This window comes from Variovorax beijingensis, assembly GCF_007828835.1.
Lineage (GTDB): Bacteria > Pseudomonadota > Gammaproteobacteria > Burkholderiales > Burkholderiaceae_C > Variovorax > Variovorax beijingensis_A.
In genome coordinates this window covers 238,735-253,421 of sequence record NZ_VIVL01000002.1, presented here as the reverse complement: position 1 = coordinate 253,421, position 14,687 = coordinate 238,735, and the positions used below count along the sequence as shown (strand labels likewise).

General features: G+C 67.7%; 14 protein-coding genes. 2 read left to right on the top strand and 12 right to left on the bottom strand.

Annotated elements, in window-relative coordinates; all coding sequences use genetic code 11:
- Positions 1-9 precede the first annotated feature (9 nt).
- From FB547_RS07485 to FB547_RS07445, 9 genes are all read right to left on the bottom strand, one after another.
- A complete protein-coding gene (locus FB547_RS07485; RefSeq protein ID WP_145740953.1) occupies positions 10-978 on the bottom strand; it encodes a carbohydrate kinase family protein in 969 nt (322 codons plus the stop codon).
- A 20-nt stretch (positions 979-998) separates the two neighbouring features.
- A complete protein-coding gene (locus tag FB547_RS07480) occupies positions 999-1,670 on the bottom strand; it encodes a transaldolase family protein (protein ID WP_186454123.1) in 672 nt (223 codons plus the stop codon).
- Positions 1,671-1,676: 6 nt separating this feature from the next.
- Positions 1,677-2,465 (bottom strand): L-iditol 2-dehydrogenase, encoded by a 789-nt coding sequence (locus tag FB547_RS07475; protein ID WP_145740949.1) that lies wholly within the window; start codon positions 2,463-2,465, stop codon positions 1,677-1,679.
- A complete protein-coding gene (gene dalD / locus FB547_RS07470) occupies positions 2,462-3,862 on the bottom strand; it encodes a D-arabinitol 4-dehydrogenase (RefSeq protein ID WP_186454138.1) in 1,401 nt (466 codons plus the stop codon). Before dalD ends, FB547_RS07475 begins: the two co-directional genes overlap by 4 nt.
- A gap of 79 nt (positions 3,863-3,941) precedes the next feature.
- Positions 3,942-4,979, bottom strand: a complete 1,038-nt coding sequence (locus FB547_RS07465; protein WP_145740947.1) for an ABC transporter ATP-binding protein — start codon at positions 4,977-4,979, stop codon at positions 3,942-3,944.
- 17 nt (positions 4,980-4,996) lie between these two features.
- On the bottom strand, positions 4,997-5,821 hold the full coding sequence (locus tag FB547_RS07460; RefSeq protein WP_145740946.1) for a carbohydrate ABC transporter permease: 825 nt from the start codon (positions 5,819-5,821) through the stop codon (positions 4,997-4,999).
- 10 nt (positions 5,822-5,831) lie between these two features.
- The gene (locus FB547_RS07455; RefSeq protein WP_145740944.1) at positions 5,832-6,689 is read right to left on the bottom strand and encodes a carbohydrate ABC transporter permease; all 858 of its coding nucleotides are present in this window, start codon (positions 6,687-6,689) and stop codon (positions 5,832-5,834) included.
- Positions 6,690-6,843: 154 nt separating this feature from the next.
- Positions 6,844-8,154: an ABC transporter substrate-binding protein gene (locus tag FB547_RS07450; protein WP_145740942.1), complete on the bottom strand. Its 1,311-nt coding sequence runs from the start codon at positions 8,152-8,154 to the stop codon at positions 6,844-6,846.
- A gap of 177 nt (positions 8,155-8,331) precedes the next feature.
- The gene (locus tag FB547_RS07445; protein ID WP_225612785.1) at positions 8,332-9,267 is read right to left on the bottom strand and encodes a LysR family transcriptional regulator; all 936 of its coding nucleotides are present in this window, start codon (positions 9,265-9,267) and stop codon (positions 8,332-8,334) included.
- Between the two features lie 91 nt (positions 9,268-9,358).
- Between FB547_RS07445 and FB547_RS07440 the strand changes: the two genes are divergently transcribed.
- Both FB547_RS07440 and FB547_RS07435 read left to right on the top strand, forming a co-directional pair.
- Positions 9,359-10,336 carry a Bug family tripartite tricarboxylate transporter substrate binding protein gene (locus FB547_RS07440; RefSeq protein ID WP_145740940.1) on the top strand — a complete coding sequence of 326 codons (978 nt, stop codon included), beginning with the start codon at positions 9,359-9,361 and terminating at the stop codon, positions 10,334-10,336.
- 37 nt (positions 10,337-10,373) lie between these two features.
- Positions 10,374-11,438: a PdxA family protein gene (locus tag FB547_RS07435; protein WP_145740938.1), complete on the top strand. Its 1,065-nt coding sequence runs from the start codon at positions 10,374-10,376 to the stop codon at positions 11,436-11,438.
- A gap of 7 nt (positions 11,439-11,445) precedes the next feature.
- Here FB547_RS07435 and FB547_RS07430 read toward each other — a convergent pair whose 3' ends face one another.
- The 3 genes from FB547_RS07430 to tal all read right to left on the bottom strand — a co-directional run bounded on the left by FB547_RS07430 (position 11,446) and on the right by tal (position 14,455).
- Complete coding sequence (locus FB547_RS07430; RefSeq protein ID WP_145740936.1) at positions 11,446-11,775, bottom strand: DUF805 domain-containing protein; 330 nt, start codon at positions 11,773-11,775, stop codon at positions 11,446-11,448.
- A gap of 158 nt (positions 11,776-11,933) precedes the next feature.
- On the bottom strand, positions 11,934-13,496 hold the full coding sequence (gene pgi / locus FB547_RS07425) for a glucose-6-phosphate isomerase (protein WP_145740934.1): 1,563 nt from the start codon (positions 13,494-13,496) through the stop codon (positions 11,934-11,936).
- Between the two features lie 2 nt (positions 13,497-13,498).
- Complete coding sequence (gene tal, locus FB547_RS07420) at positions 13,499-14,455, bottom strand: transaldolase (protein ID WP_145740932.1); 957 nt, start codon at positions 14,453-14,455, stop codon at positions 13,499-13,501.
- Positions 14,456-14,687: the final 232 nt, after the last annotated feature.

Genomic DNA, 14,687 nt, shown 5'->3' with positions numbered 1-14,687 from the left:
GCACGGGGGTCAGGGCCGGGAAGCGACGGCCCCATTGTCTTCCTGCGCCAGCGCGGCGTGCACCGCGTCGAGCGTGGGCGGATCGGCACCTTCGCGGGTGCAGTTGAGTGCGGCGGCGGTGGCGGCGAAGCGCATCACTTCGCGCCAGGCGTCGTCGCCCAGTTCGCCGAGCCGGGCCGGGTGCTCGACGCCGTGCGCGAGCAGCGCCACCGAGAGTCCGGCCGTGAAGGTGTCGCCCGCGCCGATGGTGTCGACCACCTGGACCTGCGGCGCCGCCACGGTGAGGGGCGCGTGCCCCGTGCGCCAAAGTGTGGCGCCCGCGCCGCCGCGCGTGACGACCACGGCGTGCGCGCCGGCCTGGAGGCATTCCGCGGCCAGCGCATCGACCGGCTGGCCGGGGGCGAGCAGTTCGGCGTCCTCGTCGCTGAGCTTGACGAGGTCGGCCATGGCGAGCCAGCCCGTCACGCGCTCGCGGTAGGCGGCCATGTCGGGAATCAGGCTGGGACGCACGTTCGGGTCGAACACGATCACGCGGCGCCCGGCGCTGGCCGTGACCAGCTCGGCAATGCGCGTGGCCGCCGGCTCCTGCAGCATCGAGATCGAGCCGAAATGCAGGAAGCGGCACTCCGCCGGCAACTGCGGCAGCGGTTCGGGCGCCCAGGTGGCGTCGGCGCTGCCGCGCGTGTAGAAGGCATAGCGGTTGGTCCGCGGCGTGCGCTCGACGAAGGCCAGCGTCGACGGCGCATTGCTGCGCAGGATGAAGCTGGTGTCGACGCCGTTGCGTTCGAGAAAGCCCATCAGCCGTTCGCCGAACAGGTCGGTCGACAGCTGCGTGAGAAAGCCGGTGGGCTGGCCAAGGCGCGCGCAGGCCACGGCGGTGTTGAGCGGCGAGCCGCCCTCGTGGCCCAGGAATTCGAGCGTGCCGGCCTCGCTGGCGGTGAAATCGATGAGGGCTTCGCCCGTGAGTGCAATGCGCATGGTTCTCGGATTCTCTTCTCTCAGGGCAAGGTGCGCGCATCGGCCAGGAAGCCGCGCTCCGCGGCCAGCGTGGCGGGGTGGTCGAGCAGTTCGGCAAAGAGGCGCGGCGGGATCGTGATGGCGGCCACGCCCAGCGCCAGCAGCGAAAGATAGGCTTCGCGCGAGCGGATGCTGGCCACCAGCAGCCGCGTACCCGAAGAAGGCCGCTGCGCGATCAGCGCCTGCATCTGCGCGATCAGCGCGAGCCCGTCGACACCGGCATCGTCGAGCCGGCCGAGGTACGGTGCCGCGTAGGCCGCGCCCAGTTGCGCGGCGAAGTGCGCCTGCTCGGGCGCATAGACGGCTGTCCACGTGACGGGCACGCCTTGCGCGATGAGCCGCGCGCCGGCATCCAGGCCCTGGCGCGTGGCGGGGATCTTCACCACCAGCTGGCCCCGGTCGAAGTGCGAGAGCAAGGCATCCGCGTCTTCGAGCATGCCGTCGACCTCGCTCGAATACACCTGCGCCTGCACCTGGCGCGCGCCCAGTTCGATGCAGCGCTTCAGCAAAGCGGGCACTTCGCCGCGGCCGATGCCCGCACGCTGCAGCAGCGTGGGGTTGGTCGTCACGCCGTGCACTACCGGGTGCGGCAGGCAAGTCTTCAGTTCGGCCAGGTCCGCGCTGTCGAGGTACAGATGGAAGTCTTCGGTCATCACTCGTCAGCTCATGACATTGCCGCCATCGACGTTGAGGGTCTGCGCCGTGATGTAGCGCGCCTCGTCGCTGGCCAGGAATACCGCCGCGCCTGCGATGTCGGCCGGCACGCCCATGCGGCCGAGCGGCACCTCCAGGCCCACGCGGCGCTTCTTCTCGCCGGGCGGCAGCCCTTCGGCCTTGGCGAACAGGCTGTCGACATGGTCCCACATCGGCGTGTCGACCACACCGGGTGCAATGCCGTTGACACGGATGCCGTGCGGCGCCATGGCCAGCGCGGCGCTCTGCGTATAGCTGATGACCGCGGCCTTGGTGGCGCAGTAGTGCGACACCAGCGCCTCGCCGCGCCGCCCGGCCTGCGAGGCCATGTTGATGACCGACGCGCCTTGCGTGCCGGCCTCCACCATGTGGCGCAGCACGGCCTGCATCACGAAGAACATGCCTTTCACATTGACCGCGAACAGCCGGTCGAACGAAGCCTCGTCGCTGTCGAGCAGCGGCGCCAGGTCGAACACCGCGGCATTGTTGAACAGCGTGTGGATCGGCCCGAAGGCGACCTGCGCCTCGGCCAGCATGTGCGCGATGGCCTGTGTGTCGGTCACGTTGGCCGCGATGTAGGCCAGATGGTCGGGGTGCTGCTGCTGCAGCGCGCGCACCGCCTCGGGTGCCGCCGCGGCGCGGTCGATCACGCTGCAGCGCGCGCCCTCCGCAATGCAGGCCTCGGCCACGGCCAGGCCGATGCCGCCACCGGCACCGGTCAGCAGCACGTGGCGGTTCTTCAAACGTTCGCTCATGTCGTTGCTCCAGGGTTCAGGAAATTTGCCACGCGACCGCTCGCCGCGCGCACCGCGTCGACCAGCCGTGCATCGCCCGCGGCGGCGCCCCACAGGCCCGGGTCCGAGCACAGCGCGAGCACCGGATCGGCGGCATCGCAGATCGCGTGCGCCGCGGCTTCGTCCATGCCCTGGTCCTGGTAGGCATAGGGCAGCGCCCCGCGATGCCAGCGCTGCAGGAAGGCCAGGAACAGCGCGGGCAGCATCGCAACGCTGTCGATCGGCTGCCCCGCGGCCAGCCGCTCGCGCACCGTGGGCGCGATGAAGCCCGGGATCTTCGAGAAGCCGTCGGCCGCCACGCGCTGGTTGGTGTCGCGGATCGCGGGGTTGCCGAAGCGGTCGAGCACCACGTCGCGGTAGGCCGCGAGGTCGATCGGGCTCGGACTCAGGCATGGGATCACGTCGTCGGTCACGTAGTCGAACGCCATCCTGCGGATGGCGGCGTCGTGCGTGCCTTCGTGGATGAAGTTGAGCCCCGCCAGGGTGCCCGCCCAGGCGATGCAGCTGTGCGTGGCGTTGAGGATGCGGATCTTGGCCTCTTCGTAAGGCTGCACCGATTCGACCAGCTCCACGCCCACGCGGCCCCAGTCGGGCCGCCCGGCCGCGAAGTTGTCCTCGATCACCCACTGGATGAAGCTCTCGCCGGTGATGGCGGCCGCATCGTCGCGGCCGGTCGCGGCCTTCACGCGCGCGCGCAGCTCGGGCGGCGGGCGCGGCGTGATGCGGTCGACCATCGCGTTCGGGCAGGCGGTGTTCGCTTGCACCCATGCCAGCAAATCGCCATCGCCCGCGCGTTCGATGAATTCGAGCAGTCCGGCACGGAAGCGGTCGCCGTTGTGGCGCAGGTTGTCGCAGTTGAGCAGCGTGACCGCGCCCGCTTGCGCGGCCTTGCGCGCGCGCAGGATCGCGCAGACGGCGCCGTAGATCGTCACGCCCTCGCCACCCTCATTGCGGGCATTGCCGCGCCGCGCGCGCTCGATATCGGCTGCGAGATCGCCGAACGACAGGTCCAGGCGGCCCTTGGTGTCGAGGTAGTAGCCGGCCTCGGTCACGGTGAACGAAACGATGCGCGTGGACGGCGCCGCGCCGCGCGCGACCACCGCGGCCAGCGAAGGCTCCCACGGCAGCACTTCACGGATGGCCTCGATCTGCTCGTACCGGTACTCGCCGGCCGGCGACACGGTTTCGAGCGTGTAGCGGCCGTCCTGCGCTTGCAGCGCGGCGACGACCTCGGCCATGTCGGGCCGGATGTTGGCGCCCGAGAGCGACCAGCGGGTGTCGCCCGCATCGATCAGCCGCTGCAAATAGACGGCCTGGTGGGCCCGATGGAACGAGCCGAGTCCAAGGTGAAGCACCATGAACTCCGACGGAGCCGGGGGTGGAGTTGGCGCATCGAGAGGCGCTGCTGCGAGGGTCACGGGAATGTTCCGGAAGAAGTCAGGCGGAGACCGAACGGCCTTCGCGGTTGAACAAATGGAGCACCGACGGATCGAGCTCGACCGCCACGTCGTCGCCCGCATGCAGCGGCGTGCGCTCGTTCTGGCGCGCGATCAGCGGCACGCCGCCCACGTCGACGTGGATCAGCGTGTCGGCACCCAGCGCCTCGATCAGCTCCACACGCCCCGGCACGCCCGTGGCGGCGGCCTGCTTCGGATGCACGCGCAGGCCTTCGGGCCGCACGCCCAGGAAGCCGTCGCTCGGCAGGCGCCCGCCGGTGGCGGCGGAGAAGCTCGGAATCGCGCTTGCCGCCACCATGTTCATCGACGGCATGCCGATGAACTGCGCGACGAACTGGTTGGCCGGGTGGTCGTAGAGCTCGAGGGGCGTGCCGACCTGCTCGATGAGGCCGTCCCTGAGCACCACCACGCGGTCGGCCAGCGTCATGGCCTCGACCTGGTCGTGCGTCACGTAGATGGTGGTGGCGCCGAGCGATCGGTGCAGCTTGTGGATCTCGACGCGCGTGTTGCCGCGCAGCGCCGCGTCGAGGTTGGACAGCGGCTCGTCGAACAAAAACACCTTGGGCGCGCGCACTATCGCGCGGCCGATCGCCACGCGCTGGCGCTGCCCGCCCGACAGGTCCTTGGGCGTGCGGTCGAGGTACTGCGTGAGGTTGAGCGTCTTCGCCGCGTACTCGACCTTGGTCTTGATCTCGTCCTTCGGCACGCCCGCGAGCTTGAGCGCGAAGGACATGTTGTCGTACACGCTCATGTGCGGATAGAGCGCATAGCTCTGGAACACCATCGCCAGGTCGCGCTTGCCCGAAGGCGCCCAGGTGATGTCCTTGCCGTCGAGCAGCAGCTTGCCGCTGGTGATCGGCTCGAGCCCCGCAATGAGGCGCAGCAGCGTCGACTTGCCGCAGCCCGAAGGCCCGACGAAGACGATGAACTCGCCCTTCTGGATTTCGAGATCGACGCCCTTGATGATGTCGACGTCGCCGAAGCTCTTCTTGATGTCTTTGAGTTGCAGGTAGGCCATGGGGTGTCTCCCTTTCTTTACTTGACGGCGCCGAAGGTCAGGCCCTGGACGAGCTGCTTCTGGCTGAACCAGCCGAACACGACGATGGGCGCAATGGCCATCAGCGAGGCGGCCGACAGCTTGGCCCAGAACAGGCCCTCGGGGCTGGAGTACGAGGCGATCAGCGTGGCCAGCGTGCCGGCCTTGGCCGAGCTGAGATTGAGCGCCCAGAAGGCCTCGTTCCAGCTCAGCACCAGGCACAAGAGGCCGGTCGATGCGAGACCGCCCACCGACAACGGCAGCACGACGTGGCGGAACTCTGTCCACAGGCTGGCGCCGTCCATGCGCGCGGCTTCGAGGATTTCGTTCGGAATGTCCTTGTAGGCGCTGTAGAGCATCCACACCATGATCGGCAGGTTCGACAGCGTGAACACGATGGTCAGCGCGGTGAGCGAATCCAGCAGGCCCGCAGTCTGCGCGAGCACGTAGATCGGCACCAGCGCCCCGACGGCCGGCATCATCTTGGTGGAGAGCATCCACATCAGGATGTCGCGCGTCTTCTTCGTGCGGAAGAAGGCCATCGAGTACGCGGCGGGCGCCGCGATCAGGAGGCCGATGATGGTCGAGCCCAGGCTGGTGATGAGCGAGTTGCGCGCATACAGCAGGTAATCGCTGCGGCGCTGCACTTCGCTGAAGTTGCCGAGCGTGGGCTCGAAGATGAAGAGCGGCGGCACGTGGATCGCCTGCAGCTCCGTCTTGAAGGCCGTGAGGAACAGCCAGCCGAGCGGAAAGAACAGCAGAAGCGCCACGGCCCATGCACCGGCGGTGCGCAGCAGTTGCGGAAGGAAATTGCTGGGTTGCATGGTCGTTCCTTCAATCCAGGTTCTTGCCGATGATGCGGATCAGGAACACGGCCACGATGTTGGCCAGCACCACCGCGAACAGCGCACCGGCCGAGGCCACGCCCACGTCGAAGTTCATCAGCGACTGCTTGAAGATCAGGTAGGTCATGTTGGTGCTCTCGTTGCCCGGGCCGCCATTGGTGGTGATGGCAATTTCGGCGAACACGCTGAGCAGAAAGATCATCTCGATCATGATCACCACCGCCATCGGCCGGCCGAGGTGCGGGATGGTCAGGTAGAAGAAGCGCTGGAACGCGCTCGCGCCGTCCATGCGCGCGGCTTCCATCTGCTCGCGGTCGAGCGACTGCAGCGAGGTGATGAAGATCAGGCAGGCGAACGGCAGCCACTGCCAGGCCACCATGACGATCACCGAGAACAGCGGCACATCGGTGAGCCAGTCGACCGGCGTCGCGCCGAAGAAGCGCCACACGTCGGCCAGGATGCCGTAGATGGGATTCATCATCATGTGCTTCCACAGCAGCGCGTTGACCGCGGGCATGACGAAGAAGGGCGAGATCAGCAGTACCCGCACGATGCCGCGGCCCGGAAAGGGTTCGTTCACCAGCAGCGCAAGCAGCACGCCGAGCACCACCGTGATGGCGATCACGCTGCCGATCAGCACCAGCGTGTTCCAGGTCGCGGGCCAGAAGTCCGGATCGGTGACGAAGTAGTGAAAGTTCTCGATGCCCGCGAAGGTGCGTTCGCCGGGCTGCATGAGGTTGTAGTTCACGAACGAGAAGTACAACGTCATCGCGAGCGGCACGATCATCCACAGCAGGAGCGTGAGCACGGCGGGCGCCATGAGGGCGCGGGGCAGGAGTCGTTTCATGAAGAGGTTCCTTCTCGTTGTCTCTGGCTCCTTCCCCCTCCGGGGGAAGGCGGGGATGGGGGCTCGCTGCTCGAGCGCTGCGGCGATTGGTGCGCCGCGTGCCCCCACCCCTCCCCTCCCCCGGGAGGGGAGGGAGCAAGAAAGAAAGCCTGGCTTACTTGTAGTACCCGGCCTTCTTCATCTCGCGCTCGGCCGCCGTCTGCGAGGTCTTCAGCGCCTGGTCGACCGTGACCTTGCCCGACAGCGCCGCGCTCATCTGCTGGCCCACGGCCACGCCAATGGCCTGGAACTCGGGGATGGCCGCGTACTGGACGCCGGCGTAGGGCGACTTGGGCAGCGTGCTGTCGGTGAGGTTGGCGGTGTCGATGGCCCTTTTCTCGGCTGCAGCAAACTTCGCAACCTTCTGGAACTCGGGGTTCGCATAGGTCGACTTGCGCGTGCCGGTCGGCACCGAAGCCCAGCCGGTTTCCTTGGCCACGAGGTTGACGTAGTCCTTGGACGTGGCCCACTTGATGAACTTCTGCGCGGCGTCGTCCTTGGTCGAGCTGGCCGGAATGGCCAGGTTCCACGACCACAGCCAGTTGGCGCCCTTGGGCGTGACGGCGATCGGCGCCTGCGCGAACGCCACCTTGTCAGCCACCTTCGACTGCTTCGGGTCGCTGATGAACGAGGCCGCGATGGTCGCGTCGACCCAGGCCGCGCACTTGCCTTCGTTGAAGAGCGCGAGGTTCTCGTTGAAGCTGTTGGCCGAGGCGCCCGGAGGGCCGTTCTTCTTCATCAAGTCGACGTAGAAGGTGATGGCGTCCTTCCATGGCTTGGTGTCGATCTGCGGCTTCCACTGCATGTCGAACCACTGGCCGCCGTGCGTATTGACCAGCGTGGTCAGGAAGGCCATGTTGTCGCCCCAGCCCGGCTTGCCGCGCAGGCACATGCCGTACACGCCGGCCTTCGGGTCATTGGCCTTGTCGGCGAACTCCTTCACCTGCGCCCAGGTCGGCTGCTCGGAGAACTTCACGCCCACCTTGTCGGCCAGGTCCTTGCGGTACATGAGCATCGAGCTCTCGCCGTAGAACGGCGCGGCGTAGAGCTTGCCGTCGGTCGACAGGCCGTTGCGGATGGCGGGCAGCAGGTCGTCCACGTCATAGGCGGCGTCGGTGGCAATGGGCTTGAGCCAGCCCTTCTTCGACCAGATCGGGGTTTCGTACAGGCCGATGGTCATCACGTCGAACTGGCCGCCCTTGGTGGCGATGTCGGTGGTCACGCGCTGGCGCAGCGTGCCTTCTTCCAGCGTGACCCACTTGAGCTTGATGTCGGGGTTGGCTTTTTCGAAGAAGGGGGTGAGCTTCTGCATCTCGATCATGTGGCCGTTGTTGACGGTCGCGATCACGAGTTCGGTGGCGGCCTGGGACATCGCGCCCGTGCCGATGAGTGCGAGGACGAGGCCCGCTTTCAGAAAACGCTTCATGTTGTCTCCTAGAGGTGAGCGACGCCCGCTCTGTTTGGGTCGCCGTGGCGGGATTCTGGAGAAACGCGCTTGCGGGTTTGGTACTTCACCGGCTCGCTATGGTACTTTCATGCACCAGTTGGCTAGGAGATTCCCTAGTTGGTGCAATACAGCATGGAAAATCTCAATCCAAAGGCTTCAGGCGCCGCCCAGCAGCTGGCGCCGGAACTGCGCCGCGGCCGGTGAGAGCGCGCGGTCCTGCCGGGTGACGAGGCAGATTGGCGGTACGCGCACCGGCAGTTCCACCGGCACCGTGCGCAGCACGCCCAGCCGGGCGTAGTGGCTGGCCTGCGAAGCCGGCATCACGGCCGCCATGTCGGAGTTCTCGAGCAAGGCGGTGATGGCAATGGGCGATGCCGTTTCGATGATGTCGAGCCGCGCCTGGATGCCCGCCTCCCGCATCGCCGCCTCGAAGCGCCCGCGCTGCGGCGAGCCCGGCGGCTGCAGCACCCAGGACCAGTTGGCCATCTCGGCCAGCGTGACGGTGGCGCGCTCGAACACCGGGTGCGTGGCGCGCACCACCACCACCTGCGATTCGCCCAGCAGCGGCACGCTCGCGTACTTCGCCTCGTCGTGGCCGTCGGTGAGCCGGCCCAGCACCAGGTCGACATCGCCCTGTTCCAGCTGCGCCTGCATCACGTCGCTGGTCTCGACCACCACCGACACGGCCACCTGCGGATGGCGGCGGTGGTACTCGACCAGTGCCGGCGCCAGCAGTTCGGGCACGGCGCCCGGCACGCTGCCCACGCGCAGCGAGCCGCTGAGGCCGGAGCGCAGCGCGAGCATTTCCTCGCGCGCGCTGCCGAAGTCGCTGAGCACGCGGCGGGCATAGCGGATCAGGATCTCGCCGTAGGGCGTGGGCTCCATGCCGCGCGCAAGGCGCTCGAAAAGCCTTTCGCCGAGCGAGTCCTCCAGCTGCTGCAGCAGCTTGGTGGCGGCCGGCTGGCTGATGTTCATGGCCTCGGCCGCGCGGCCCAGGTGGCGGTGGGTATCGAGCCGCGCCAGCAGGAGCAACTGGCGCGGCCGCACGTGGAGCATCAGCGATGCGTCGGTCAGGCCGGAACCGGAAGTCATGCACAAAAGTATATGGAGCTTCGGGCTTTTTTGATTGGATCGGCCGCATGAAGCTGCCTAAGCTCGCGCCAAACAAGCAGGAGACACCCCGATGAAGCAATCTTTTCTGGCCCGCGCGGCGGGCACGGCCGCGCTGGCGCTGATGGCCGCCACCGCCGGTGCGCAGCAGCCGGCCTACCCCGACAAGCCGCTGCGCATCCTGGTCGGCGCCTCGCCCGGAGGCGGCACCGACATCCTGGCGCGCGTGCTGGCCGACAAGTTCGCGCCGGTGCTCAAGCAGCCCGTGACGGTGGAGAACCGGCCCGGCGCCTCCAACACCATTGCCGGCGAGCTCACGGCGCGCGCCGCGGCCGACGGCAGCACGCTGCTGCTGGCCACCAACACCGCGCAGGCGGTGGCGCCCCACATCCTCAAGCTCAAGTACGACCCGCTGAAAGACCTGCAGCCGATCGGCCTGGTGGCGGTGATGCCCAACGTGCTGGTGGTCTCGGCAAGCTCTCCCTACAAATCGGTGAAGGAGCTGGTGGCGGCCATGGGCGCCAGGCCGGGCGGCTTCAAGTACGCCTCCTCCGGCATCGGCAGCACCCAGCACGTGGGCGGCGAGGCCTTCAACCTGGCCACCGGCATGAAGTCGATCCACGTGCCCTACAAGGGCAGCTCGCAGGCCCACGTCGACATCATCGGCGGCGAAGTCGACATGATGTTCGACAGCACTTCCTCCGCCATGGGCCAGATCAAGGCCGGCAAGTTCCGCGCGCTGGCCGTGAGCGCGCCGCAGCGCTCGCCCGAGCTGCCCGACGTGCCCACGCTGGCCGAGCAGGGCATCAAGGGCGCGGACGTCTCCACCTGGTACGGCCTCTACGTGACGGCCGGCACGCCGCGGCCCGCGGTCGAGCGGCTGAACGCCGAGCTCGTGCGCACGCTGAAGCTGGCCGACGTGCAAACGCGCATCAAGGCCCTGGGCGGCGAGCCCGGCACGCTGACCGGCGAAGCCTTCGCGGCGATGAACAGGCAGGAGTTCGACCACTACGGCCAGCTGGTGCGCGACGCCAACATCAAGGCCGAATGAGGCCTCTCTTCTTCATCATCATTTCATTCCTGCCCACATGTCCACTTCATCGAAGACCCCCAGCCTGATCTCCGCCAAGCCCCGCATCGCCGTGCTGCTCGGCGACCCCGGCGGCATCGGCCCCGAGATGGCCGTGAAGCTGCTCGCGCGCCAGCGCAACCTGGACGCCGCGCGCGTGCTGCTGATCGCCGACCCCGCGGTGCTGGCCGCGGGCGAGCGCGTGGCGGGCATGAAGCTGGATCCGCTGCGGGTCGGCGGACTCGACGACCTGCGCTTCGAAGACGGCCGCCTCACCGTGCTGCTGCACGACTGGATGGAAGGCCGGGAGCCGGTGCTCGGGGCGTCGAACGAGGCCTCGGGCCGCGCTTCCTTCGAGGCGCTCGAACTCGCCACCGCGGCCGTGCGGCGCGGCCAGGCCGAGGGCATTGTCTTCGCGCCGCTCAACAAGCATTCGCTGCGGCTCGGTGGCCTCGTGCACGAGGACGAGCTGCGCTACATGCAGGAGCGCTTCGCGGTGACGGGTTTTGTCTGCGAGTTCAACCTCACGGGATCGCTCTGGACCTCGCGCGTGACCTCGCACATTCCGCTGAAGGACGTGGCAAGCCACATCACGGTGGAGGGCGTGAGCGACGCGGTGAAGATCATTGCGTCGGCGCTGCGCCGCGCGGGCGTGGCACAGCCGCGCATTGCGGTGACGGGGCTCAACCCGCATGCGGGCGACGGCGGCTCCATCGGCATGGAAGAGATCGAGATCATCGCGCCGGCCATCGAGCGGTTGCGCGCCGAGGGCCACGATGCGCGCGGCCCGTTCTCGCCCGACACGGTGTTCATCGGTGCGCGCCGCGGCGACGTGGATGCGGTGGTGTCGATGTACCACGACCAGGGCCAGATCGCGATGAAGCTGATGGGCTTCGAGCAGGGCGTGACGCTGCATGGCGGCCTGCCCGTGCCGGTGGCCACCTCGGCCAGCGGCAGCGCCTTCGACATCGCGGGCAAGGGCATCGCGCAGATCGAAGGGCTGCAGCAGGCCTTCGACCTGTGCGTGCGCATGGCCAGTGGCGGGCCGGTGCGCGCGCTTTCCAGCGCGGAAACTGCAGCCTGACCGAGGCTCAGGTGGCGGGCGCCCCGTGCGGGTTGGTTTCGGGCTGCGTGGGCTGCACGTAGAAGTAGATCAGCACCAGGTTGACGATCGGAATGATCATCAACAGCTGGAGCCAGCCGCTCTTGCCGATGTCGTGCAGGCGGCGCGCGCCCACGGCCAGCGCGGGCAGCAGGAAGCCCAGCGCCGCGATGACGTACACATATTGATGGATCAGGCTCGCCACGATGAGAACGACGACCTCGGCCAGCACGAACCACCAGTACTCCGAACGCGATGCGCGCCCGTTGAAATCGGCGTATTTGCTGAAACAGGTCTTGACTGCTGTCTGAAAGTCCATTGATCGACTCCTCTTGATTGAATCCCAGGGAAATTCCCCGGGCCGATCATATCGACGCATCTTTCAACGGCAAATTCGGCCATCAGTTCGCAAACAAACGGCCTATGAATCGGCCTGTCGCGGCCTATCCGGACCTGCTGCCCCGGCCTTTCAGCGGATCAGGCCTGCGTGCCCAGGCGTTTCAGGAGGCCGGCCGTCGAGGCGTCGAGCCCCATGATGTCGCCCGAGGCGAGGCGCGGCTCGATGTCCTTCGCAAGCACCTTGCCGAGTTCCACGCCCCACTGGTCGAAGCTGTTGATGCCCCACAGCGCGCCGCTGGTGAACACGCGGTGCTCGTACAGCGCAAGGAAGGCGCCCAGCGATTCGGGCGTGAGCTTCTCGAACACGAAGAAGCTGCTCGGCCGGTTGCCCGGGAAGTTCTTGTGGCCGCCGGCATCGAGCTTGCCGACCATCAGCGCCTGCGCCTGCGCGAGCGCATTGGCCAGCAGCTTGGGGTGGTGGCCGTCGAGGTCGTGCGCCGCATCGCGCACCGCCACGAATTCGAGCGGGATCACGTCGGTGCCCTGGTGCAGCATCTGGAAGTAGGCATGCTGGCCATTGGTTCCGGGCTCGCCCCAGAGCACAGGCGAGGTGCCGAGGCCGGCGGGCAGCGGCGCGCCGCTCGCATCGACCTGCTTGCCGTTGCTCTCCATCTCGAGCTGCTGCAGGTAGGCCGGCAGGCGCTTCAGGGCGCTGTGGTACGGCGCGATGCCGCGGCTCGTGAACTTGTGGAAGTTGCGGTACCAGACGTCGAGCAGGCCGAGCCGCGCCGGCAGGTTCTGCTCGAGCGGCGCGTTGCGGAAGTGCTCGTCCATTGCGTGCGCGCCTGCCAGCAGCCGGCGGAAGCCCTCGGCGCCGATGGCCAGCGCAATCGGCAATCCGATGGCCGACCACAGCGAATAGCGCCCGCCCACCCAGTCCCAGAAACCGAAGGTGGTGTCGATGCCGAATTGCTTCGCCGCCTCGACGTTGGTGGTGAGCGCGGCAAAGTGGCCGGCAATGTCGGTGCCGCCCGACTGCTCGTACCAGCGCCTGGCCGAGAGCGCGTTGGCCATGGTCTCGGCCGTGGTGAAGGTCTTGGAGGCAATGAGGAACAGCGTGTGCTCCGGCGCCAGGTCGCGCAGCACGCCGGCCAGCTCGTGGCCATCGACGTTCGAGACGAAGTGGAAGCGCTTGCCCGGCGCGGCGAACTCGGCCAGCGCGAGCACCGCCATCTGCGGCCCGAGGTCGGAACCGCCGATGCCGATGTTGACCACGTCGGTGATCGTGTGGTCGGCGCGCACCTTCTCGGCAAAGGCCAGCATCGCATCGAGGGTTTGGTGCACCTCGCGCAGCTTGTCGGCCGTCTTGCCCACTTTCGCATCGGCGGGGGCGCGCAGCAGCGTGTGCAGCACGGCGCGGTCTTCGGTGTTGTTGATGTGCTCGCCCGCGAACATCGCGTCGCGGTGCGCCTCGAGGCCGCACTCGCGGGCCAGCGCGAAGAGCAGTTCTTCCGTGCGCGCATCGATCAGGTTCTTCGACAGGTCGGCGAACAGGTACGGCGCTTCCTGGCTGAAGCGTTCGAAACGGCCGGCATCGTCGACGAAGGCGTGGCGCACGTCGAACTGGCGGCCCGCGGTCTCGAAGGCGGCCTGCAATTGCGCCCAGGCGGGCGCGCGGTCGCAGCGAAGGGTCATGGCCATGCTTACTTGCCGCTTTCCTGCATGAGTTTTTCGAGCTTCACGGCATCGGCCGCAAAGGCGCGGATGCCCTCGGCGAGCTTCTCGGTGGCCATGGCGTCTTCGTTGAGCGCGAAGCGGAAGCCGGCCTCGTCGTAGCTCACTTTCTGCATGTCGGCCGTGGGCGCGGCGGAGGCGTCGAGCGCATGCGCGAGGGGCTCGTTGCTTGCGGCCAACTCGGCCAGCAGCTCGGGGCTGATGGTCAGCAGGTCGCAGCCGGCCAGGGCCCGGATCTGTCCCACATTGCGGAAGCTCGCGCCCATCACCTCGGTCTTGATGCCGTGCTGCTTGTAGTACTCGAAGATCTGGCGCACCGACTTGACGCCCGGGTCGTTTGCGCCCGCGTTGGCGGCCTCGTTCCACTGGGCCCCGGCCGATTTCTTGTACCAGTCGTAGATGCGGCCCACGAAGGGCGAGATGAGCTGCACGCCGGCCGCGCCGCAGGCCACGGCCTGCGCGAACGAGAACAGCAGCGTGAGGTTGGTGCGGATGCCCTTCTGCTCCAGGGCGCGCGCCGCCTCGATGCCCTCCCAGGTGGAGGCCACCTTGATCAGCAGGCGCTTCTCGGTGTCGATGCCTTCGGCCTTGTAGAGCGCCACGATGCGCTCGCCGCGCGCAACGGTGGCGGCCGTGTCGAACGAGAGGCGCGCGTCGACCTCGGTCGACACGCGGCCCGGGATGATCGAGAGGATTTCGGTGCCGAAGCGCACCAGCAGCCGGTCGATGACCTCGTCGAGCGGCTTGCCCGCGTGCTTGCTGACGGCTTCGTCGAGCAGCGGCCGGTACTCGGGCTTCTGCACCGCCTTCAGGATGAGCGACGGATTGGTGGTCGCATCCTGCGGCCTGGAGATGGCAAGTTGCTTGAAGTCGCCGGTGTCGGCGACCACGGTGGTCCATTGGCGGAGAGCATCGAGTTGGTTCATGGAGAAAGATTATCCAGTGCGGGTGATGACAAGTCCTGCACGCTGTTGCGCCGGGTCCGATGTTTTCATGCGCACCGTAGCACGGGTTTTCACCGCCCCGCATCAGCCTGCCGCCGACAGGGTTGTAAGTGGCCGGCCGGCCGCGCTGCCCTACAGCGGCTGTGGTCCGCCGCTGACGGCGCGCCGCCCCGGCCGGGGACTAGGCTGGCCGTTTCCGATTGATGCTTCCGAC

What these genes read in the sequence shown, in the direction of transcription:
- FB547_RS07440 (WP_145740940.1), top strand. Translation starts at nt 9,359, where the DNA reads ATGAAGCAATCTTTTCTGGCCCGCGCGGCGGGCACGGCCGCGCTGGCG.
- FB547_RS07475 (WP_145740949.1), bottom strand. Translation starts at nt 2,465, where the DNA reads ATGAGCGAACGTTTGAAGAACCGCCACGTGCTGCTGACCGGTGCCGGT.
- FB547_RS07480 (WP_186454123.1), bottom strand. Translation starts at nt 1,670, where the DNA reads ATGACCGAAGACTTCCATCTGTACCTCGACAGCGCGGACCTGGCCGAA.
- FB547_RS07450 (WP_145740942.1), bottom strand. Translation starts at nt 8,154, where the DNA reads ATGAAGCGTTTTCTGAAAGCGGGCCTCGTCCTCGCACTCATCGGCACG.
- FB547_RS07430 (WP_145740936.1), bottom strand. Translation starts at nt 11,775, where the DNA reads ATGGACTTTCAGACAGCAGTCAAGACCTGTTTCAGCAAATACGCCGAT.
- FB547_RS07465 (WP_145740947.1), bottom strand. Translation starts at nt 4,979, where the DNA reads ATGGCCTACCTGCAACTCAAAGACATCAAGAAGAGCTTCGGCGACGTC.
- FB547_RS07435 (WP_145740938.1), top strand. Translation starts at nt 10,374, where the DNA reads ATGTCCACTTCATCGAAGACCCCCAGCCTGATCTCCGCCAAGCCCCGC.
- FB547_RS07460 (WP_145740946.1), bottom strand. Translation starts at nt 5,821, where the DNA reads ATGCAACCCAGCAATTTCCTTCCGCAACTGCTGCGCACCGCCGGTGCA.
- dalD (WP_186454138.1), bottom strand. Translation starts at nt 3,862, where the DNA reads ATGGTGCTTCACCTTGGACTCGGCTCGTTCCATCGGGCCCACCAGGCC.
- FB547_RS07455 (WP_145740944.1), bottom strand. Translation starts at nt 6,689, where the DNA reads ATGAAACGACTCCTGCCCCGCGCCCTCATGGCGCCCGCCGTGCTCACG.
- FB547_RS07485 (WP_145740953.1), bottom strand. Translation starts at nt 978, where the DNA reads ATGCGCATTGCACTCACGGGCGAAGCCCTCATCGATTTCACCGCCAGC.
- pgi (WP_145740934.1), bottom strand. Translation starts at nt 13,496, where the DNA reads ATGGCCATGACCCTTCGCTGCGACCGCGCGCCCGCCTGGGCGCAATTG.
- FB547_RS07445 (WP_225612785.1), bottom strand. Translation starts at nt 9,267, where the DNA reads ATGACTTCCGGTTCCGGCCTGACCGACGCATCGCTGATGCTCCACGTG.
- tal (WP_145740932.1), bottom strand. Translation starts at nt 14,455, where the DNA reads ATGAACCAACTCGATGCTCTCCGCCAATGGACCACCGTGGTCGCCGAC.